The organism is Providencia sp. PROV156, assembly GCF_028480905.1.
Classification (GTDB): Bacteria; Pseudomonadota; Gammaproteobacteria; order Enterobacterales; family Enterobacteriaceae; genus Providencia; species Providencia hangzhouensis.
Genome location: NZ_JAMPPE010000038.1, coordinates 1 through 21,803 on the forward strand (window position 1 = coordinate 1; position 21,803 = coordinate 21,803).

The following is a 21,803-nucleotide window of genomic DNA, read 5'->3' on the forward strand; positions in this document are numbered from 1 at the left end:
GTTAATGTGGTGGTGAAGAAATGCTCTTGCTTGCCTTCAACCGATGTGCGGTACCATTTGAGTTCCACTTTCGGCAGCATTTCGCCAGACGCTAAGGCGTTATACAGCAGCGGAACGGCTTTATTTAACGCCACGGTGAAACGGAACGGCTTGTGCGCACGTTGGCCTGAAGGCTGGCCGGATTGTGGGTCTGTCGGTACAGTCACAACGTGAGAAAACTCTTGCACTAACATTTGGTCTTCATGACCTTGCACATAGATGTTACCCACTGAATCGGCAGTAAATGCACCGGCAGTGATGTTGCCTTGGGTTTTTCCCTCAATGGAAATATAACATGGAGTTGGCATAGCGATATCCTTTATCCAGAATGACAAATTGGGTTAAGTAGACATAATTATCGATTAATTTCCGTCATCTCAGCCAGTGCGCACGGTAAGATTTGAGTTAAGGATAATAAAAGCTGATGAATGGACTGTAAACCGGAGGGCCAGTTTGTATCTCTCTAGGATAAGTGACTTAGCGTAAACGGGTTGAAATATCGCTATATAATTCCAGAAAAACACCAAAAATGAATCATAACCAAATAATCATCGAACAAAAAACAGACAAAACTGCGATAAACCCAGTAAGTTCTAATGTACATAGAAATAAACTATGTAACCAAATATTTCAGCTTAAGAGGTTATCGCAACCACATGATTTAAAATAAATAAAATAGAGAATTTAAGCCATCTTCACTGACAGTGAAATTATCGGCCTAATTTTATAGTGTATTTAACTATTTATCATGAAATTACTAGTGATTAATATTGATAAATATGCTAACCAACTGTAAGTTTTACGTTTTTCCTATGTGACATAGGAGCGGTACAATAATTTAGCAAGAAAGCACTATATTAAAGAATAATAGTAAAAAAAACAGAGGGATACTTATCTAAGCTTATGATAAGTATCCCTCATATTGATAATACGTTCAAATATCAAACTAAATCTTAGGTACATACATATTAAGTGAAACCAACACCGCCACCGCTCGAATAAAACAAAAATTTAATTCTATAAATATATTATTAATCCATCTTCTATGCTTTTCGAATCACAGCTAGGCGGCAAGAGAGCGAAGCCCTAGGAGCATACATAAGTATGTGACTAGGGTTCGTGAATGCAGCCAACAACGCTGTGGTTTGAAAGGCGACGAAGATTAGGCCGGGTTATCGATATCGATAAACTCTGCATCCAACCCCTGCTCATCGACTAACCACTGAGTCAACGCCTTGATCCCATAACGCTCCGTTGCGTGATGCCCTGCACTGTAGAAATGGATCCCCATTTCTCTTGCTATATGAATGGTTTGCTCGGAAACTTCCCCTGTTACAAAGGCATCTACGCCAAATTCCGCCGCTTGTAGGATGAAACCTTGCCCTCCTCCTGTACACCATGCAATTTGGCGAATTTCTTCTTTTGCATTATCACCACAATGAAGAACTTTACGGCCAAGACGAGTTTCTAAGCGAGACGTTAATTCTGAAGGTGTAATAGGTTGATCAAAAAAACCAAATGGCATTAATGGGTCGATTTGGCCGTTCACCTGCACCCCCATAATATAAGCAAGCTGGGTATTATTACCTAACTGGTGATGTGCATCTAATGGGAGGTGATAACCATACAGGTTTATATCATTCGCTAATAATGTTTTTAAGCGATTTCTCTTCATGCCTTTGATAATGGCTGGCTCATTTTTCCAAAAATAGCCATGATGAACAATGACGGCATCAGCTTTCTTTTCAACAGCAACATCCAGCAATGCTTGGCAAGCTGTCACCCCTGTGATGATTTTATGTACATGGGGCCGCCCTTCAACTTGCAATCCATTCGGTGCAAAATCTTGGAACTCACTAACTTTCAATTCGTCATTAATGATTTCTTCTAATCTTAAATTATGCATTATGTTGTCCTTTTTACTGCACAGCTAAACGGTTTATCCACCAGTTTGAACGTAATTGACTGATAATCAATAAGCATAAACGGAAACATAATTTTTTTCTGTGTTATTTAGAACAAATCGAGAGCATTAATCGAGAAAAACCCAAGTGGATAGTAAATGAAAGTAAGAAAATAAAAAAACAAAACCCCCTCAATTCAACATTGTAGGGGTTATTACTCGCCATTAAGTACTAAATTAGCGGTGACTTTCCAGCGTTGTCTCTGAACGTTCTAGCCAAACCGGTTTATCACTGGTTTTTGCCCAAACTTTATGTAAATGGCTATAAAACTTTGCTCTTTTTGGATAAAAAACCATAACCGGAAACGCAATAATGCCAGCTGTTACAGCAGCAGTGCGGCGTGCAAGTACCTGATTACGGGAATATTCGCGATATGTGGACATCGGTATCCTCCTTCAGTTGCCACTTTATTTGTCGATTCCAGCTTTGCTCTACCATTCCCCATTAACACACATTTCCCATTAACACAGTAGTAAAGAGCGACTAAAACCGAACAGATAATATGAAATATATTGACTGTAGATAGGATATCGCAAATTGTGTAATAAAACTACTCATCTGACCACTTAATATGTAAATTTTTCTAAAAAATCTGTTCATTCCGTATTTTTATTACATTTTTTAACCAATCAATGTTTTATTAGTACATTTAAATTACAATTATTTAACAAATAAATTAATAAAACCACACGCTACTTTCTCTATTAAGCACTCTCTTCTTGCTCGATAAATAACCATTTTTATACTTTTTTTACACCCTACCCGTGATTTTTATCAGCTTCTTTACAACGAACTCTTTAGCCTTATCTCATGGAAATAATAAGGAGAAAATACTGTGTCATTACTTTCCATTATTGGGGCAGTTCTCGTTGTTTTACTGCTGGCGTATCTGATTTATGCCCTGCTTAACGCGGAGGATTTCTGATATGACTACCACTACATTGTTATTTTTAGGTAGTTTTTTACTGATCTTATTCATCTTAGCAAAACCTTTAGGTAACGGTATTGCTCGGCTAATCGACAATGATATACCTCGTCGGTTAGCAAGCAGTGAGTCCTTACTTTGGCGCCTTGCTGGAGTCAAACAACCAGGGCGTGAAATGGCTGAGATGAATTGGCGACAATATGCCTTAGCAATTGTATTATTTAATCTTTTAGGCTTTGTTTTATTATTCGTTATTTTAATCTGCCAAGGCCGTTTACCTCTTAACCCTCAACACTTTGAAGGGATGAGCTGGGATTTAGCCTTTAATACCGCGGTTAGTTTTGTTACTAATACTAACTGGCAAGCCTATAGCGGCGAAAATACATTAAGCTATTTAAGCCAAATGGCAGGGCTGACTGTACAAAACTTTCTTTCCGCAGCGACAGGCCTTGCTGTGGCCTTCGCAATTATTCGTGCTTTTTTACACCATGGCAGTAAAACTGTCGGGAATGCGTGGTTAGATATTTACCGCATTACTGTGTATTTGCTTTTCCCTTTAGCGATTATTTTTGCGCTATTTTTTGTCAGCCAAGGTGTGATCCAAAATTTTTCCAATTATTTACTTATTCATCCTTTAGATAGCAGTGAACAGCTATTACCGATGGGGCCAGTTGCGTCCCAAGAAGCGATAAAATTGCTCGGCACAAATGGTGGCGGGTTCTTCGGCTCTAATTCATCGCACCCTTTTGAAAACCCAACTGCACTGAGTAATTTTGTGCAAATGTTAGCGATTTTCCTAATCCCTACTGCACTTTGCTTTGCCTTTGGTCGTGTCGTTGGTAACAACAAGCAAGGCCATACCTTACTCTGGGTTATGGGGATCATTTTTGTGGTTGCTGCCATCGTCGTAGTTAAAGCGGAATATGTGGGAAACCCATTTTTAGCCGAACTGCATGCCACTAGCTCTGCCAATATGGAAGGAAAAGAGAGTCGTTTTGGGATTGTCGGCTCCGCTTTGTTTGCCGTCGTCACCACCGCAGCCTCTTGTGGAGCGGTTAACGCCATGCATGACTCCTTTACTGCAATGGGTGGAATGGTGCCGATGTGGTTAATGCAAATTGGTGAAGTGGTATTTGGCGGTGTCGGTTCCGGTTTATACGGCATGTTGCTATTTGTATTACTCGCTGTCTTCCTTGCTGGCCTCATGATTGGTCGTACACCTGAATACCTGGGTAAAAAAATTGAAGTGCGTGAAATGAAAATGGTCGCACTGGCAATTTTAGTCACCCCAACCTTAGTGCTACTCGGTACAACTATTTCATTAATGACCGAAGCTGGGCGTGCAGGGATTTTAAATCCAGGCGCGCATGGGTTTAGTGAAGTGCTATATGCCTTTTCTTCTGCCGCCAATAATAATGGTAGTGCTTTTGCAGGGCTCAGCACGAATACGCCGTTCTACAATGTGCTACTTGCAATAGCCATGTTTATTGGTCGTTTTGGTGTGATCCTTCCCGTCTTAGCGATTGCAGGCTCAATGGCCAATAAAAAGCCACAAGCCCAAAGCCATGCCACTTTACCCACAACAGGACCTTTATTCATTGGGTTACTTATTTTTACCGTGCTTCTCATTGGCGCACTCACCTTTGTGCCGGCTTTAGCATTAGGGCCAATCGCTGAACAATTACACATTGGTTTTGCAGGATAATGAGGGGAAAAAAAATGAAAAATAAACAAACTAAATTATTCAACAATCAATTAATTAAACAATCTATTATTGAATCAATCAAAAAATGCACCCCGCAAGCGCAATGGCGTAACCCAGTGATGTTTGTAGTCTTTATTGGCAGTATTATCACTACGTTACTTTGGTTAGCCATGGTAATGGGTTACACACAAGGTAGTGCTTGGTTCAGTGGTATGATCACCCTTTGGCTGTGGTTTACGGTTATTTTTGCTAATTTTGCGGAAGCGCTCGCTGAAGGGCGTAGCAAAGCACAAGCCCAAAGCTTAAAAGGCGTAAAGCAACAAAGTAGCGCAACGCGTTTAGCGTCTGCTTCGCTGGATGCCAATCAAGAAATAGTGAATTCAGATCAGTTACGTAAAGGCGATATTGTGTTGATCCGTGCCGGAGATACCATTCCTTGCGATGGGGAAGTCATCGAAGGCGGCGCCTCTGTGGATGAAAGCGCAATTACAGGGGAATCCGCTCCAGTGATCCGTGAATCTGGTGGTGATTTTTCCTCTGTAACAGGGGGAACTCGCGTACTTTCCGATTGGCTGATCGTGGAATGTACGGTCAACCCCGGTGAAACCTTCTTAGATAGAATGATTTCCATGGTGGAAGGTGCGCAACGCCGTAAAACACCCAATGAAATCGCACTCACCATTTTGTTAACTGCATTAACGATCATTTTCGTCCTTGTCTGTGCAACTTTGTACCCCTTTACCTCTTTTGCCGCAGATTATGCCGGTGCTGGCGATGCAGTTTCTATTTTAGTGTTGATTGCCCTATTAGTTTGTTTAATCCCAACCACCATTGGTGGCTTGCTTTCATCTATCGGTGTAGCAGGAATGAGCCGCATGCTAGGAGCCAATGTTATTGCCACCAGCGGGCGTGCCGTAGAAGCTGCGGGAGACGTTGACGTTCTATTACTCGATAAAACGGGGACAATTACACTGGGAAACCGCCAAGCCTCAGAGTTTTTACCGCTAACGGGTATCACTGAACAGCAACTGGCTGATGCAGCACAATTATCTTCTTTAGCCGATGAAACACCAGAAGGCCGCAGTATTGTGATACTGGCAAAACAAAAATTCAATTTACGTGAAAGAGATATTCATGCCCTGAATGCGACTTTTGTTCCTTTTTCTGCAATGACGCGTATGAGTGGAGTCAATATTGGCGAACGGATGATCCGCAAAGGCTCTGCGGATGCGATCCGTCGTTATATTGAAGCTAACCACGGTAAATTCCCAGTAGAAGCCGATCAACTGGTCGAAAAAGTTGCTCATTTGGGAGGAACCCCACTCGTTGTCGTTGATAACCAAACTGTATTAGGGGTTGTGGCACTCAAAGATATCGTTAAAGGTGGAATGAAAGAGCGTTTTGCTCAAATGCGCAGTATGGGCATCAAAACCGTGATGATCACGGGAGATAACCATTTAACCGCCGCTGCTATTGCGGCAGAGGCTGGGGTTGATGATTTCCTTGCTGAAGCCACACCGGAAGCCAAACTGGCGTTGATCCGCCAATATCAATCTGAAGGCCGCTTAGTTGCCATGACAGGTGACGGCACCAACGATGCGCCAGCACTGGCGCAAGCGGATGTCGCAGTGGCAATGAACTCTGGCACCCAAGCGGCAAAAGAAGCCGGTAACATGGTTGATTTAGACTCTAACCCAACCAAGCTAATCGAAGTCGTGCATATTGGTAAACAAATGTTGATGACTCGCGGCTCATTAACCACCTTCAGTATTGCCAATGATATTGCTAAATATTTTGCCATTATCCCTGCAGCTTTTGCGGTGACATGGCCACAATTAAATGCATTAAATATTATGCAATTACATTCACCTGCGTCCGCTATCCTTTCTGCGGTTATCTTCAACGCATTGATTATTATCTTCTTGATCCCTTTAGCCATTAAAGGTGTCCATTATCGCCCAATGAGCTCTCAATCATTATTGCAACGTAATTTAGGCATTTATGGCTTAGGCGGGTTAATTGTGCCATTCGTTGGGATCAAACTGATTGATCTGCTTATTAGTTTTTTTGGAATATAAGGAGTTGATTATGAATATGATCCGTTCGTCGATTATCATGTTACTAGTACTCACCATTTTTACCGGTATTGCTTACCCATTAATGGTAACTGGTCTCGCTAACATCTTTTTTCCATGGCAGGCTCACGGCTCTCTACTTATGCAAGATGAACGTACTGTTGGCTCAGCCTTGATCGGGCAAAATGTGGGTGATGTCCGCTATTTTCACGGTCGCCCCTCTGCGACGGTTGATAGCCCCTACAACGCATTAGCTTCTGGCGGAAGTAATTTAGCGGTCAGTAACCCGTTATTACAGCAAACGATGATTGAGCGTAACGAACAACTGCGCGCAGCAAACCCCGATGCAGATAACGCCACCCCAGTGGATTTACTCACGGCGTCTGCCAGCGGCTTAGACCCCAATATTTCTATTGATGCAGCGTTATACCAAGCTCCACGCATTGCAAAAAGCAGGCAAATTCCTTTGGATGCGGTAAAATCATTGATAGAAACACATACTGAACAGGCGCTGTTACCCTTTTTAGGCGAATCAGTCATTAACGTGCTAAAACTGAACCTAGCACTTGATGAATACCAACAACAAATAAACAGTCAAACTCACTAGAGGCTGTGATGAACAATCAGGAACCTATTCGCCCTAACCCCGATGAACTTTTGGTCAAAGCCAATGAAATTGGGCGTGGCAAATTAAAGATTTTTTTCGGTGCCTGTGCAGGTGTTGGAAAAACGTATGCCATGCTGCAAGAAGCGCAAAGGCTTAGAGCCCAAGGGCTAGATGTTCTGGTTGGCGTGGTAGAAACCCATGAAAGAGAAGAAACGGCCGCGTTAATTGACGGCCTTTCTCTGTTACCACCCAGACGCATTACCCATCACGGCCGCCGCCTAAATGGCTTCGATATTGATGCTGCAATTGCTAGGCATCCTGCCATAATTTTAATGGATGAATTAGCATTTAGTAATCCTAATGGCAGCCGACACCCTAAACGTTGGCAAGATGTCGAAGAGTTACTTGATGCTGGAATTGATGTACTGACGACCATCAACGTTCAGCACATTGAAAGCCTGAATGATATTGTTGGAAGCATTACAGGTATTCGAGTCCGTGAAACGGTTCCAGACCATATTTTTGATGCCGCTGACGAAGTGGTGTTAGTCGATCTTCCCCCTGACGACCTACGGCAACGTCTTAAAGAAGGTAAGGTATACATACCAGGGCAAGCCGAACGCGCCATTGAGCATTTTTTCCGCAAAGGAAATTTAATTGCACTTCGTGAACTCGCACTTCGTCGCACTGCCGACCGAGTTGATGACCAAATGCGTGAATTTCGTGGCGGTAAAGGCCAAGCGCCCGTATGGCACACTCGCGATGGGCTATTGTTATGCGTTGGCCATAATACGGGAAATGAAAAGTTAGTTCGTACCGCGGCTCGGCTTGCCGCAAAATTCGGTAGTGTCTGGCATGCTGTTTATGTTGAAACCCCTTCGCTTCATCAGCTACCTGAAACACAGCGTAGAGCTATCTTAAAAGCATTGCGACTTGCTCAAGACTTAGGGGCAGAAACAGCGACCTTATCAGATCCTTCTGAAGAAAAAGCCATATTGCGTTACGCACGAGAACATAATTTAGGGAAGATATTAATTGGCCGACGTAATAAAACAAATAAATGGTTTAAGTTCAATTTACGCCCCGGTTTTGCCGATCGCCTAGGTAAGCTCGGCCCAGATCTAGACCTAGTGATCGTCGCACTTGAAGAAAAAAGTGAGTGGGACAAAGAACCCGAAAGAAAACCGTTCTCTGAAAAATGGCGATCGGATATGAATGGCTATTTAATGGCCATTGTGATGTGCGCCGCTATCACCTTATTTTCACGTACCTTTTTATTAGCACTCGATAAAGCCAACCTCGTGACACTCTATCTATTAGGTGTCGTGTTAATCGCATTATTTTATGGTCGACGCCCCTCTGTCTTTGCCGCCTTGGTTAACGTGATCAGTTTTGACCTGTTCTTTGTTCAACCCCACTTTTCCCTTGCTATCATGGACATGCAATATTTAGTCACTTTTACGGTGATGCTAATTGTTGGGGTTGTTGTGGGGAATTTAACTGCGGGTATGCGCTACCAAGCTCGTATTGCTCGGTATCGCGAACAACGGACCCGTCATTTATATGAAATGACAAAAGAATTAGGCCAAGCCATCACCACTGATGATATTGGAAAAACAGGATATCATTTTCTCAATAATGCCTTCCAAGCCAAAAGTTGCTTATTATTACCTGATGAGGATGGGCAATTAACACCGTTGCAATGTGATGGCTACACGGCAATGCAAATTGATAAAGCCATTGCTAAGTGGAGTTTTGATAAACGCCAGCCAGCCGGTGCTGGTACGGATACTTTGCCAAGTGTTCCTTATCAATTACAACCTATCACTACTGCCGACCAAACCCTTGCCGTTCTTGCCATTGAGCCAAGAAACATGCGCCAGTTATTGATCCCAGAGCAGCAACGCATGCTGCAAACCTTTACGGGGCTAATTGCAAGCTCGCTTGCTCGTCTACAATTGACCAAACAAGCTGAATTAGCCAAATTAAATATTGAACGTGAACAACTGAGAAACTCGTTACTTGCTGCACTTTCCCATGATCTAAAAACGCCACTTACCGTTTTGTTCGGGCAAACTGAAATTTTAATGTTGAACTTATCAGCGGAAAATTCACCATTAACAGAGCAAGTCAACCAAATGCGCCAACAAGTACTGAGCACTTCTCGCTTAGTTAATAATTTACTGGATATGGCTCGTTTGCAATCTGGCAGCATTCAACCCAACTTAGCGTGGGAATCACTACAAGAAATTACCAGTAGTGCCGTTAGAACCTTAGATTACACCTTACACAGTCACCCTTTAGAGATTGATATTCCAGCAGATTTATTGCTTTATTGTGATGCCAATTTGATTAAACGAGTGCTAATCAATCTCTTAGAAAATGCCGTAAAATATAGCAATAACAATACCCCGATTGGTATTCGAGCCGCAGTTGAAGGGCAAAAAATTCATATTGAAATATGGGATGCCAGCAATGCGATCCCAAACGGGCAAGAAAAAACCATTTTTGATAAATTTTCTCGGGCACAAAAAGAATCAGCAATCCCAGGCGTTGGCTTAGGGCTTGCCATTTGTCGTGCTATTATCCAATTGCATGAAGGCGAAATTTGGGCGCAAAACAATAATAAAGGTGGAGCCAGTTTCCATTTTGTTTTACCTTTAAAACAACTGCCTGATATTGAGGCAGAAATATAGAAGGACCCTCGATATTGTGAGTACTAACCATCAAATACTGGTTATTGAAGATGAAAAAGAAATCCGTCGCTTTGTTCGTTTAGCGTTGGAGGGTGAAGGCTGGAAAGTGTTTGAAGCCGAAAATTACCACCGCGGCCTGATTGAATCGGGTACTCGGCAACCTGATTTATTGATTTTAGACCTTGGCTTGCCCGATGGTGATGGGCTTGATTTAATTCGTGATCTACGTCAGTGGAGCAGTATTCCCATCATAGTGTTATCCGCTCGTGAAGAAGAATCACAAAAAGTGGCTGCATTGGATGCGGGTGCTGATGATTATCTCACAAAACCCTTTGGGATTAGTGAATTACTGGCTCGTGTTAGGGTTGCTTTACGGCGTTTCGGCAAATCCACCCAAGAAAACTCAAAATGCCAGTTTGGGGATATCACTATCGATTTTATTAATCGAATTGTTACCAAGCAAGGTGAAGAGCTCCACCTTACCCCGATTGAGTTCCGTTTACTCAGTGAACTCGTGGCTAATAGCGGTAAAGTATTAACTCAACGGCATTTATTACTGCAAGTTTGGGGGCCTAATTATGTGGAACATAATCATTACTTACGCATCTATATGGGCCACCTACGGCAAAAATTGGAAAATGACCCTGCTCGCCCTATTCACTTATTAACCGAAACAGGGATTGGTTATCGGTTTATGCCCTAATGGATTACCATTCATTGAATTCTAGGAATCTTACCGATAGTTTAAATTAAAAGGCTGCCTATAATTTACTCACCTTTTTTCTATGGAGAGAAATTCGTGCAGTCACTCACAGCCCAACTATCAAACCGTTTTTCATCTGCTTTAGTACTTTTTTTAAGCGTTTTTGTTACCACCCAAGCACTTGCGCTAAGCCCTGAAGAAAAAGTTCGTACTGAATCATTACTAGCAGAGCTTGGTAAGCAACAGAACCTTACTTTTACTCGTAACGGAACTGAACATTCTGCTGCCGACGCAGAATCTCACTTACGTTTAAAACTACGTAAAACAGAAAAACGTCTCAAAACTACAGAACAATTTATTGATAATGTTGCATCAAAATCGTCCATTACTGGCGAAGAGTACCAAGTCAAAGATGCACAAGGTAATGTGATCCCAGCCAATAAATATTTGCATGGTTTACTGAAAGACAAAGTGGATAACAAATCTGAGTAAATTCTGTAGGTTCTGTTGATTACGATAAAAAACGCTGGCAAATAAATGTCAGCGTTTTTTGTTCTAATACTCGATCTAGCCCCTAAATAATTTGTACCACAGGTAGGCGGCAAATTAAGTTATCCCGTGAGCATACATAAGTATGTGACTCGGGTAACTTAATGAAGCCAACACCCCTGTGGCACAAAGAATGACAGGGACATCAAGTTAAGAGTTCTCAATCTTAGCCCAAGTATCACGCAACCCAACAGTGCGATTAAACACTAAATGATCTGCACTACTTAACTTATTATCCGCACAGAAATACCCTTCACGCTCAAACTGATACGCTTTTTCTGCCTCTGCATTTTTCAGGCTTGGCTCAACAAAACCATGGCGAATAATTAACGATTCAGGGTTGATAACGGATAAGAAATCGTCTTCTGCACCTGGGTTTGGCACAGTGAATAAACGGTCATACAGACGAATTTCTGCAGGTAATGCATGCGCTACGCTAACCCAATGAATAACGCCTTTCACTTTACGGCCATCTGCTGGGTCTTTATTTAATGTGCCTGCATCATAAGTACAGTAAATGGTTGTAATATTACCATCCGCATCTTTTTCAACACGCTCTGCTTTAATGATATATGCATTACGCAAACGAACTTCTTTGCCTAATACTAAACGCTTATATTGGCGATTTGCTTCTTCACGGAAGTCCGCACGGTCAATATAAATTTCGTTACTAAAAGGCACTTGGCGTGTTCCCATCTCCGGTTTATTTGGATGGTTTGGCGCTGTTAAAATCTCTTCACCAGCAGGCATGTTTTCAATGACAACACGAACTGGGTCGATAACAGCCATAGCACGTGGTGCTGACTCATTCAGATCATCACGAATACAAGATTCTAAAGAAGCCATTTCGACGTTGTTGTCTTGCTTCGTCACACCAATACGTTGGCAGAATTCACGAATAGATGCTGCGGTATAACCACGACGACGCAAACCTGAAATGGTTAACATCCGTGGATCATCCCAACCATTTACGTGTTTTTCGGTCACTAATTGGTTCAGTTTACGTTTAGACATCACCGTATATTCCAGATTCAGACGAGAAAACTCATACTGACGAGGGTGACAGTCAATCGTGATATTATCTAAAACCCAATCATATAAACGGCGATTGTCTTGGAATTCTAAGGTACATAAAGAGTGAGTAATGCCTTCTAATGCATCAGAAATACAATGCGTGAAGTCATACATTGGATAAATACACCATTTATTGCCAGATTGGTGATGTTCCGCAAATTTAATACGATATAAAACTGGGTCGCGCATCACCATAAATGGCGAAGCCATATCGATTTTCGCGCGTAAACACGCTTTTCCTTCTTCGAAGCCGCCCGCACGCATTTTTTCGAATAGTGCTAAGTTGTCTTCAATTAGGCGCTCACGGTATGGGCTATTTTTACCGGGCTCTTTGAGTGTCCCACGATATTCGCGAATTTCGTCTGGGCTGAGCTCATCAACGTAAGCTAAGCCTTTTTTGATCAACTCGATCGCGTATTGATACAAAGTATCAAAGTAGTCAGAGGAATAACGAACATCGCCGCTCCACTCAAAACCAAGCCATTTAACGTCTTCTTGAATAGAGTTAACGTATTCGACATCTTCTTTTACAGGATTTGTATCATCAAAACGTAAGTTACATTGTCCCTGATAATCCTTGGCAATGCCAAAATTCAAGCAGATTGATTTCGCATGACCAATATGTAAATAGCCATTCGGTTCAGGTGGAAAACGCGTATGCACTGACGTGTGTTTTCCAGTCGCCAGATCTTCATCTATGATCTGACGGATAAAATTTGTTGGGCGAGCATCTGCCTCATTCATTGTCATCATTCCTCAATGCCAAAAGCGCGCAAAAGCGTATAGTAATTAAATATATTCTACCATAATCAATCAGGAAACAACCGTTTGATTGCGCCAAGTGCAGCAAAAGCGATGATCAGAAGGAATTTAGGGTAAAAACCTCATCTTTACCCACCGATATACGCGATTCTAAGCCAGTATCATGACGGCTAAAACGACGAGTAACAGTAACGGATAGCTTTGGGCATGACGTTTATCGCTCAGGTAAGGCATTAATAAAGAAGCAAAACGGATCCCTAACCACGATGTCACAATTAAAATTAATGCCCCTTTGATATAGATCATCCCCAGAAACCCTGCTCCGAGATCAATGTGCTTATCAATAGCGAAATAAAAATAGGTTAATGTGCCCGTGATTGCCATTGGTAATGTCAATGGGTTCGCAAATGCGGCTGCTTGGATCATACTGGCACCACGGCGCCGCATTAGTGGAACAGTCATCACACTGCCGCCAACACCTAAAAATGCCGCCACCGCACCAATCACCACGCCAATCGGGGTATCGGCAAAAATACCGCCACGGGAGGCTTGTATACCTGTAGATTCTGTTTTCATAAAACCGGGACGAATAAAGCAATCTAAAATAGTGATAATTAAATAACCAATAAATATCCAACGAATTAATGCACTATCTACGGATAGCGCAACAATGGCCCCAAATATGCCACCAATTGAAATTGGAATAATAAACGGACGAATAATTGCCCAGCTAAGATTACCTTTTAAGTAATGGGCACGACTTGATAACGTTGATGAAAAAATCATCACACAGGTTGAAGTTGCCACCGCAATTTGCATTGCCACTTCATTCGCACTATGGCTCGGCCCCCACACTAAGGTAATCAATGCGTATAACAATGGAACAGTGATAAAACCACCACCGAAGCCGAATAGTGCGGTGGTGATCCCCGAAATAAAGCCAAATAAACACAGAAGCAGTTCCACAGATAACCCCTCTCAGTAATTGAGAAAATATTTTATCGATGAAAAAAGCCCCTTGCTTATGCAAATTTGACAACCTTGTTTGAGATTTCGCCAATGTTATTAACAAATACAACTTGATGAATACAAATAAAGGGAGATTTCCCCTTTATTTAATATTATTCAAATGTGAATAATAATTACCATTCGTCCCGATAATCGAATGAAACTTGATAATCATATTTACTAAATTCAATTTTATGTTTTATATGATTTTGAAGATTAGGAACCCAGTCAGAAACCATATCAAAACAACCATTATTAATAATATTTTCCTCAGGATTAATTGTTTCCTCTATAATGCTATCATCATCGCCTAGATCTAGAGAATACTCTTCACCAACATATTCCTCTGTTTGTTTATCAAACCAAACCAAATGAATTTTTAATCCCATTTCTTTCTCCTTATAGATACTTTTTTATAATTATTTTAGGCGCTTTAATTTTAATTATTCGCGTATTTTAGAAAAAACACCTCCCCACAAAGCTAACAATTAATTATATTTTCTTTATAAACTAAACTCAATTGATAGTGATTATCATTATTTGTTATACCCTGTATGATTATCTTTTTCTTATTTAACCACCATAAAAAAAGGGTGGCCTAAGCCCCCCTCTTACTAACTTATAATATTAAACTGAACTATTTCAGAACATTATAAATAACCGTTTCGCCTGCTTTTACTTCACCGTCAACTAAAATCTCGACACCTGCAAAATCATCGATATTACTAATGATAACAGGGCTAATCATTGATTTGGCATTAGCTTCAAGGAACGCGAGGTCGAGGTTCAGAATTGGTGTTCCAGCAGTCACTTCCGCACCTTCTTCCACTAAACGTGCACAACCTTCACCTTTCAGTGCAACAGTATCAATACCCATATGAACTATGAGCTCAACACCGTTTTCTGTTTCAAGGCAGAATGCGTGGTTAGTTTCGAAAATTTTCACCACCGTACCTGACGCCGGCGCTAACACTTCGCTGCTTGTTGGTTTGATGGCAATACCATCGCCCACAATGCGGCTAGAAAACGCTTCATCTGGCACATCGTCAAGGGAGAACACTTGACCACTGACTGGCGCAACCAGAGATAAAATCACATTACCTTTTGTTTTCGCAGGCTCTGCGGCTTTTTTCTCTTCTGGTGCAGCTACCGGAGCAGCTCCTGCGATAGGGCCTTTTGCAATCACTTCAGTCATTGCTTTTGCCACCAATTCAGCACGTGTACCGACAATCACTTGAACATTTTGTTTGCTTAAGCGGATAACACCCGAAGCCCCTAAACGTTTTGTCATGGCGTCATTAACAATCGCTGAATCTTTAACACCTAAACGTAAACGAGTGATACAGGCATCAATACTGACGATGTTGTCACTGCCACCAACTGCTGCAACATATTGGCGAGCTTCTTTTTGAATATCGCTATCACTATTATCTGCAGGGCTAACGCTTTCATCATAACCGTCAATAGTTTCATCCCCTGCGCTCTCTTCACGGCCTGGTGTTAACAGGTTGAACTTGCGGATCATGAAACGGAAAATGACATAGTAAATGCAGAAGAAGACTAAACCTTGGACAATCAACATATACCACTGAACGGCTAATGGGTTACGTGACTGCAATAGCATATCGACTAAACCAGCACTGAAACCAAATCCAGAGATCCACTCCATTGTTGCTGCAATATAAACAGAGATACCCGTTAATAATGCGTGGATAACATACAGAATTGGTGCCACGAACATGAAAGAGAATTCGAGTGGTTCAGTGATACCTGTAAAGAATGCCGCAAACGCACCGGCAATCATAATACCAGCAACTTTCGCTTTATTTTCTGGACGTGCACAATGGTAAATCGCTAATGCCGCACCTGGCAGACCAAACATCATAATTGGGAAGAAACCAGCTTGGTAGCGACCTGTAATACCTACCGTTGCCAGACCGGCATCAATTGACTTAGCGCCGCCTAAGAAGTTTGGAATATCATTGATTCCTGCAACGTCAAACCAGAACACCGAATTGAGTGCGTGATGCAGACCTACAGGAATTAATAAACGGTTGAAGAAGGCGTAAATACCCGCCCCCACAGAACCTAAGTCTTTAATGCTTTCACCGAAAGAGACTAAACCGTTGTAAACCACCGGCCAGACATACATCAGTATGAAGGCTAAGATGATCATTAAGAACGAGGTCAAAATCGGTACGAGACGACGACCGCTAAAGAAAGACAACGCTTTGGGTAGCTCTACGCCACTATAACGGTTGTACAATTCAGCTGATAGAACCCCAACTAAGATACCCACGAACTGGTTATTAATTTTACCGAATGCCGCAGGAACGCTTTCCAGCGGAACATTCATGATCATGGAATAAGATGCAGGCGAACACAGTGTTGTCACCACTAAAAAGCCGACAAAACCGGTCAGTGCAGCCGCACCGTCCTTATCTTTTGACATCCCATAAGCAACACCAATAGCAAATAGCACGGACATATTATCAATAATAGCCGCACCGGATTTAATCAGTAACGCCGCGATTGCACTATTGGCACCCCAACCATCTGGGTCAACCCAATAGCCAATCCCCATCAGGATTGCTGCGGCTGGTAGTACAGCAACTGGCACCATAAGTGCCCTACCAATCCGCTGTAAGTAGCTAAGAATATTCACAAACTCCCCCTTTATCGCCCTATTTTTGCCCCATTTACGGGATCTTATTGTTCACACACCTAAATCATAATTTAGGTTATTGAGAGTATCAATTTTATAGTCTAAATTAATTGTTTCGCGATGCAAAATAAATAGGTTCGATTTGTGATAAATGTCAACGAAAGAGTTACCGATATGACTAAATTACTAGCTATTATCGAAAACTTATTTTATGATTAAAAATAACTTATTTATGTTATTAACCTGTATATTCTCAGCGCGTTTAAAATGCAGGTGTAGCCGTTAAAACGGCACTGTGTACCAACACCAGCGCGTAATAAATTTGTAGTATAACGAGTATTCCTATATCTAATGAATAACATCAGGGATACATATATACATGAAAGATTTCACAGACTTATTAGAGGTAATTGAGACATGAGGCTAATTCCACTTAACAATGCGCATGATGTCGGCATTTGGTCCGCACAGTATATTGCTGACAAAATTAACGCATTCAACCCAACTGCTGATCGCCCTTTCGTTCTTGGGTTACCAACAGGCGGCACTCCTCTTGCCACTTATAAGGCATTGATTGCTTTATATAACGCAGGAAAAGTCAGTTTTAAGCATGTGGTAACATTTAATATGGATGAGTATATTGGTATTCCCGCTAATCATCCTCAAAGCTATCACACATTTATGCATGATAATTTCTTTAACCACATCGACATTCAAGCGCAAAATATCAATTTACTGAATGGTAATGCCCCTGATGTTGATGCGGAATGCCAACGTTATGAAGATAAAATTAAATCTTACGGCAAAATTAATTTATTTATGGGCGGCGTAGGTAACGACGGTCACATTGCTTTTAATGAACCCGGTTCTTCATTGAACTCTCGTACCCGCATTAAGACATTAACACCAGAAACGCGCCAAGCTAACTCACGTTTCTTTGATAATGATATCAATCAAGTACCAAAATTCGCTTTAACTGTGGGTGTAGCCACATTAATGGATGCTGAAGAGTTAATGGTACTCGCTACGGGTGCGAATAAAGCGAACGCAGTTCATGCAGCAGTTGAAGGTTCAATTAACCATATGTGGACAGTAAGTTGCGTGCAAATGCACCCAAAAGCACTGGTCGTTTGTGATGAACCCGCAACACTCGAATTAAAAGTTAAAACGCTTAAATATTTCAAACAGCTAGAATCTGAACTTATTGAAAAGTTTAACTAAGATTATGTTTATCAATCACCCGGTCAGCGAAAGCTGATCGGTGACCCACCTTCCAGAGGTCAGGAGTTTTAAGCCATGTATGCATTAACAAATTGCATTATTTATACAGGTCATGAAAGACTGGATAACCATGCGGTCGTCATTGATGGTGAAATCATCAAAGATGTTTGTCCTGTCTCTGAATTACCTTCCCATATTCCACAGCATGACCTACAAGGTGCAATCTTATCCGCTGGGTTTATTGACCTGCAAGTCAACGGCTGTGGTGGTGTCCAATTCAATGATAATAAAGAAAATGTCACATTGAAGAATTTGGATATCATGCAAAAAGCCAATGAGCGTACAGGGTGTACCAGTTACCTGCCAACGCTGATTACTTGCTCTGACGAATTAATGAAGCATGGTATTGAGGTCATGACAGAGTACTTAAAAGACCACAAGAACCAAGCTCTAGGACTTCATTTAGAAGGCCCATATATTAATGTTATCAAAAAAGGTACGCATAACCCTGAATTTATCCGTCAACCATCCGCTCAGATGATTGATTATTTAGCCGCTCATGCAGACGCTATCACTAAAATTACTTTAGCGCCTGAAATGGTAGAACTTGATTACATTCACCAATTGAAAGATTCCGGCATTGTTATTTCTGCTGGACATTCAAATGCGACGTATGAAGAAGCCAAACTCGGTTTTAAAGCCGGAATTCGCTTTTCAACGCACCTTTTTAACGCCATGCCATATATTTCAGGCCGTGGCCCAGGTTTAGTTGGCGCTATTTATGACACTCCTGAAGTATATGCGGGAATTATCGCTGATGGCTTGCATGTCCAGTGGGCAAACATTCGTAATAGCAAACACTTAAAAGGTGATAAATTAATTTTAGTGACTGATGCCACAGCGCCCGCAGGAATAGATCCTCAAACTGGTGAAATGGATCATTTTATCTTCGCAGGTAAAACCATATACTACCGCGATGGATTATGTGTAGATGAAAATGGCACACTCAGCGGCTCATCACTCACAATGATAGAAGCAGTGAGAAACAGTGTAGAGTACGTGGGTATCCCATTAGATGAAACACTGAGAATGGCAACGCTCTACCCCGCAAGAGCCATCGGAGTTGATGAGACCTTAGGGTCTATTGCTCCGGGTAAAATTGCGAATTTAACCGCGTTTAACCACGACTTCGACGTCCTTGCAACCTATGTTAACGGAGCCGAAGTCTACAAAAAATGAGTAACTAGCTAATGAATCAAAGCCACTCGCTGAAGCAAATTGGTAATATTGATCTCGTCAAACAACTAAATAGCGCTGTCGTCTATAGTTTAATTGACCAACATGGCCCGATATCAAGAATTCAAATCGCGGAGCAAAGCCAACTTGCCCCAGCCAGTGTGACTAAAATCACTCGCCAGTTACTCGAACGTGGTTTAATTAAAGAAGTTGACCAACAGGCCTCCACTGGGGGCCGTCGTGCTATATCTATTGTTTCTGAGCACAAAAATTTTCATACGATTGGCGTCCGCTTAGGCCGCTATGATGCCACCATCGCCTTATACGACTTAGGTGGCAAAATGATCGTCGATGCTCATTACCCTATCACAGAACCCTCTCAGCAAGCGGTTGAACAAAAACTGATTGCCGCCCTTGAAGACTTTATCGAACACAATCAGAAACGCTTAAAAGAGTTGATCGCGATTTCTATTATTCTCCCTGGGTTAGTTAACCCAAACAGTGGTATTGTTTACTACATGCCGCATATCAAGGTCGATAATTGGCATCTCATCGACAACTTGCAAGCACACTTTAAAATTACCTGTTACGCAGGGCACGATATTCGCAGCCTAGCCCTCGCTGAGAGCTATTTTGGTGCAACTCATGATTGCGAAGACTCACTGCTCGTTCGTATCCACAGAGGCGCAGGGGCAGGCTTAGTCATCAATAAAGAGATATTGCTCAACCACCGAGGTAACCTCGGAGAAATCGGCCATATCCAAGTTGACCCCCTTGGCGAACTTTGCCACTGTGGTAATTTTGGTTGTTTAGAAACCATTGCCTCAAACCAAGCGATTGAAGCCCGCGTAAAACAGCGTTTAGAACAAGGCTATTCAAGTTCCCTTACATTGGAAACTTGTACGATTTCCCATATTTGCCAAGCCGCTAATAAGGGAGACCCACTTGCTACGGAAGTTATCCAACACGTTGGTCGGCAAATCGGTAAAGCGATTGCAATCTCTATAAACTTATTTAACCCTGAAAAAGTCGTTATTGCAGGGGATATCACGGAAGCAGAACAAATTCTGTTACCCGCGATTCAAAGCTGCATTGACACACAAGCCTTAAAAGGATTTAGGGACAATCTCCCCATTGTTACATCGCAGTTGGTTCATAATTCGGCAATAGGCGCTTTCGCACTCACTAAACGTGCGATGCTTAATGGTGAATTATTACAAAAATTGTTTGAAAGCTAATTTTTGGCGTTATTTTCTTTAAAGCAGGTTGAGATACCTGCTTTTTTATTAGCTATAAACTGAATGCTTCGTTTCATGAGTCATTTTTAAAACACTTCACACTCTTTCAGCTATCCTCCTCTTACAAATTCTTGGACTCTTTCGATGTTTTATTTCGCGTCATCACCAAATTACATTTATCTAGCGGGTAAGACAAAAGTGATTTTTTTCAAATATGGGCTTGTTTTTTGCTGGCTTTATCGACAAAATGATTATTCATCAAACAAACAGACACATTTTCTGAAAAATAGTGCAAAAAGCTGTTGACTGTCGTGTCTGTAATTAGCATAATGCGCCCCGCAACGCCGACGAAGGTTATGCAAAAAAAGATGGCTATGTAGCTCAGCTGGTTAGAGCACAACACTCATAATGTTGGGGTCACAGGTTCGAATCCCGTCATAGCCACCATTATTTTGCGGGAGTGGCGAAATTGGTAGACGCACCAGATTTAGGTTCTGGCGCCGCAAGGTGTGCAAGTTCAAGTCTTGTCTCCCGCACCATTTTCCTTCTCGGTAGCATTGAATTTAAGATTGGGGTATCGCCAAGCGGTAAGGCACCAGGTTTTGATCCTGGCATTCCCAGGTTCGAATCCTGGTACCCCAGCCATCTTAAAACAATCAATAGTAGAATTCCCGGATGGGGTATCGCCAAGCGGTAAGGCACCAGGTTTTGATCCTGGCATTCCCAGGTTCGAATCCTGGTACCCCAGCCATCTACTATCCTACCTATAGTTGCACAATTCATTTTAAAGAAATCATATATGGCTATGTAGCTCAGTTGGTTAGAGCACAACACTCATAATGTTGGGGTCACAGGTTCGAATCCCGTCGTAGCTACCATTTCTTTTGTTGGGGTATCGCCAAGCGGTAAGGCACCAGGTTTTGATCCTGGCATTCCCAGGTTCGAATCCTGGTACCCCAGCCATTCTCTTTTCAACATCGCTTAAATTAACTCCCTGCTCTATCTTACTATGCTTAGGCAGTCTTAATTTTACTTATCGATTTTATTGATAAATTAAATAAAAAGTAACAAATTAGCAGATAACTCCATTTTTTAAGCAGTAAAGTATCCCTCTCTACTGTTTTCTATATTTACATCCCTATTTTTAGTTTAAATGATTACTTTTTGGTCATTTGCTTATTTATTTAATCCTAATATTACCGATTAACCAATAGCTTAATCGTTTAAAGTGATGTTAAAGCAACATTTACCTCATAAAATTTACGTTTGCATAACTTTTCTATCAAATGTGTGACTTCAATCATTTCTATATAACCATCGAAAGTGGTAATCTGCG

General features: G+C 41.7%; 17 protein-coding genes and 6 tRNA genes. 16 read left to right on the top strand and 7 right to left on the bottom strand.

Annotated features, from left to right (window positions below; translation table 11 throughout):
- The 3 genes from PSF31_RS19775 to PSF31_RS19785 form a co-directional block, all read right to left on the bottom strand.
- Positions 1-347: Hcp family type VI secretion system effector (locus PSF31_RS19775; protein WP_272683205.1), on the bottom strand; the 347-nt coding region annotated here is incomplete at its 3' end.
- A gap of 854 nt (positions 348-1,201) precedes the next feature.
- Positions 1,202-1,945 carry a type 2 GTP cyclohydrolase I gene (locus PSF31_RS19780; protein ID WP_096864943.1) on the bottom strand — a complete coding sequence of 248 codons (744 nt, stop codon included), beginning with the start codon at positions 1,943-1,945 and terminating at the stop codon, positions 1,202-1,204.
- A 234-nt stretch (positions 1,946-2,179) separates the two neighbouring features.
- Positions 2,180-2,386: a YbfA family protein gene (locus tag PSF31_RS19785; protein WP_036957942.1), complete on the bottom strand. Its 207-nt coding sequence runs from the start codon at positions 2,384-2,386 to the stop codon at positions 2,180-2,182.
- A 452-nt stretch (positions 2,387-2,838) separates the two neighbouring features.
- Between PSF31_RS19785 and kdpF the strand changes: the two genes are divergently transcribed.
- The 7 genes from kdpF to PSF31_RS19815 all read left to right on the top strand — a co-directional run bounded on the left by kdpF (position 2,839) and on the right by PSF31_RS19815 (position 11,206).
- Entirely contained in the window at positions 2,839-2,928 is a 90-nt protein-coding gene (gene kdpF, locus PSF31_RS21150; protein WP_071585860.1) for a K(+)-transporting ATPase subunit F, read from the top strand.
- Position 2,929: 1 nt separating this feature from the next.
- Positions 2,930-4,633, top strand: coding sequence for a potassium-transporting ATPase subunit KdpA (gene kdpA, locus PSF31_RS19790; protein ID WP_096864944.1), 1,704 nt, complete (start codon positions 2,930-2,932; stop codon positions 4,631-4,633).
- Between the two features lie 14 nt (positions 4,634-4,647).
- A complete protein-coding gene (gene kdpB, locus PSF31_RS19795) occupies positions 4,648-6,711 on the top strand; it encodes a potassium-transporting ATPase subunit KdpB (RefSeq protein ID WP_164560946.1) in 2,064 nt (687 codons plus the stop codon).
- 10 nt (positions 6,712-6,721) lie between these two features.
- Entirely contained in the window at positions 6,722-7,315 is a 594-nt protein-coding gene (gene kdpC, locus PSF31_RS19800) for a potassium-transporting ATPase subunit KdpC (RefSeq protein ID WP_036957946.1), read from the top strand.
- Positions 7,316-7,323: 8 nt separating this feature from the next.
- Positions 7,324-10,011, top strand: coding sequence for a two-component system sensor histidine kinase KdpD (gene kdpD, locus PSF31_RS19805; RefSeq protein ID WP_219144495.1), 2,688 nt, complete (start codon positions 7,324-7,326; stop codon positions 10,009-10,011).
- A 16-nt stretch (positions 10,012-10,027) separates the two neighbouring features.
- Positions 10,028-10,714, top strand: a complete 687-nt coding sequence (gene kdpE, locus PSF31_RS19810; protein ID WP_080544454.1) for a two-component system response regulator KdpE — start codon at positions 10,028-10,030, stop codon at positions 10,712-10,714.
- Positions 10,715-10,810: 96 nt separating this feature from the next.
- Positions 10,811-11,206, top strand: a complete 396-nt coding sequence (locus tag PSF31_RS19815) for a DUF5329 family protein (RefSeq protein WP_004256937.1) — start codon at positions 10,811-10,813, stop codon at positions 11,204-11,206.
- 207 nt (positions 11,207-11,413) lie between these two features.
- On the opposite strand, the gene glnS is transcribed toward PSF31_RS19815, so the two are convergent.
- The 4 genes from glnS to nagE all read right to left on the bottom strand — a co-directional run bounded on the left by glnS (position 11,414) and on the right by nagE (position 16,772).
- Positions 11,414-13,081 (bottom strand): glutamine--tRNA ligase, encoded by a 1,668-nt coding sequence (gene glnS / locus PSF31_RS19820; RefSeq protein WP_144140804.1) that lies wholly within the window; start codon positions 13,079-13,081, stop codon positions 11,414-11,416.
- Between the two features lie 168 nt (positions 13,082-13,249).
- The gene (locus PSF31_RS19825; RefSeq protein WP_096864947.1) at positions 13,250-14,065 is read right to left on the bottom strand and encodes a sulfite exporter TauE/SafE family protein; all 816 of its coding nucleotides are present in this window, start codon (positions 14,063-14,065) and stop codon (positions 13,250-13,252) included.
- A gap of 176 nt (positions 14,066-14,241) precedes the next feature.
- Positions 14,242-14,496 carry a colicin E3-like toxin immunity protein gene (locus PSF31_RS19830; protein WP_096864948.1) on the bottom strand — a complete coding sequence of 85 codons (255 nt, stop codon included), beginning with the start codon at positions 14,494-14,496 and terminating at the stop codon, positions 14,242-14,244.
- 248 nt (positions 14,497-14,744) lie between these two features.
- Positions 14,745-16,772 (bottom strand): N-acetylglucosamine-specific PTS transporter subunit IIBC, encoded by a 2,028-nt coding sequence (gene nagE / locus PSF31_RS19835; protein ID WP_096864949.1) that lies wholly within the window; start codon positions 16,770-16,772, stop codon positions 14,745-14,747.
- A gap of 417 nt (positions 16,773-17,189) precedes the next feature.
- Between nagE and nagB the strand changes: the two genes are divergently transcribed.
- The 9 genes from nagB (at position 17,190) to PSF31_RS19880 (ending at position 21,430) form a co-directional block, all read left to right on the top strand.
- Positions 17,190-17,993 carry a glucosamine-6-phosphate deaminase gene (gene nagB, locus PSF31_RS19840; RefSeq protein ID WP_096864950.1) on the top strand — a complete coding sequence of 268 codons (804 nt, stop codon included), beginning with the start codon at positions 17,190-17,192 and terminating at the stop codon, positions 17,991-17,993.
- Positions 17,994-18,068: 75 nt separating this feature from the next.
- A complete protein-coding gene (gene nagA, locus PSF31_RS19845) occupies positions 18,069-19,232 on the top strand; it encodes an N-acetylglucosamine-6-phosphate deacetylase (protein WP_004256957.1) in 1,164 nt (387 codons plus the stop codon).
- Between the two features lie 11 nt (positions 19,233-19,243).
- A complete protein-coding gene (gene nagC / locus PSF31_RS19850; protein ID WP_096864951.1) occupies positions 19,244-20,467 on the top strand; it encodes a DNA-binding transcriptional regulator NagC in 1,224 nt (407 codons plus the stop codon).
- Positions 20,468-20,837: 370 nt separating this feature from the next.
- Positions 20,838-20,914 (top strand) — tRNA-Met (locus PSF31_RS19855).
- 7 nt (positions 20,915-20,921) lie between these two features.
- Positions 20,922-21,006, top strand: a tRNA-Leu gene (locus tag PSF31_RS19860).
- Between the two features lie 31 nt (positions 21,007-21,037).
- A tRNA-Gln gene (locus PSF31_RS19865) sits at positions 21,038-21,112 on the top strand.
- A gap of 31 nt (positions 21,113-21,143) precedes the next feature.
- Positions 21,144-21,218 (top strand) — tRNA-Gln (locus tag PSF31_RS19870).
- Between the two features lie 50 nt (positions 21,219-21,268).
- Positions 21,269-21,345: transfer RNA gene (locus tag PSF31_RS19875), tRNA-Met, on the top strand.
- A gap of 10 nt (positions 21,346-21,355) precedes the next feature.
- Positions 21,356-21,430, top strand: a tRNA-Gln gene (locus tag PSF31_RS19880).
- Positions 21,431-21,803 lie beyond the last annotated feature (373 nt).

What these genes read in the sequence shown, in the direction of transcription:
- PSF31_RS19780 (WP_096864943.1), bottom strand. Translation starts at nt 1,945, where the DNA reads ATGCATAATTTAAGATTAGAAGAAATCATTAATGACGAATTGAAAGTT.
- PSF31_RS19785 (WP_036957942.1), bottom strand. Translation starts at nt 2,386, where the DNA reads ATGTCCACATATCGCGAATATTCCCGTAATCAGGTACTTGCACGCCGC.
- kdpA (WP_096864944.1), top strand. Translation starts at nt 2,930, where the DNA reads ATGACTACCACTACATTGTTATTTTTAGGTAGTTTTTTACTGATCTTA.
- kdpB (WP_164560946.1), top strand. Translation starts at nt 4,648, where the DNA reads ATGAAAAATAAACAAACTAAATTATTCAACAATCAATTAATTAAACAA.
- kdpC (WP_036957946.1), top strand. Translation starts at nt 6,722, where the DNA reads ATGAATATGATCCGTTCGTCGATTATCATGTTACTAGTACTCACCATT.
- kdpD (WP_219144495.1), top strand. Translation starts at nt 7,324, where the DNA reads ATGAACAATCAGGAACCTATTCGCCCTAACCCCGATGAACTTTTGGTC.
- glnS (WP_144140804.1), bottom strand. Translation starts at nt 13,081, where the DNA reads ATGAATGAGGCAGATGCTCGCCCAACAAATTTTATCCGTCAGATCATA.
- PSF31_RS19830 (WP_096864948.1), bottom strand. Translation starts at nt 14,496, where the DNA reads ATGGGATTAAAAATTCATTTGGTTTGGTTTGATAAACAAACAGAGGAA.
- nagB (WP_096864950.1), top strand. Translation starts at nt 17,190, where the DNA reads ATGAGGCTAATTCCACTTAACAATGCGCATGATGTCGGCATTTGGTCC.
- nagA (WP_004256957.1), top strand. Translation starts at nt 18,069, where the DNA reads ATGTATGCATTAACAAATTGCATTATTTATACAGGTCATGAAAGACTG.
- nagC (WP_096864951.1), top strand. Translation starts at nt 19,244, where the DNA reads ATGAATCAAAGCCACTCGCTGAAGCAAATTGGTAATATTGATCTCGTC.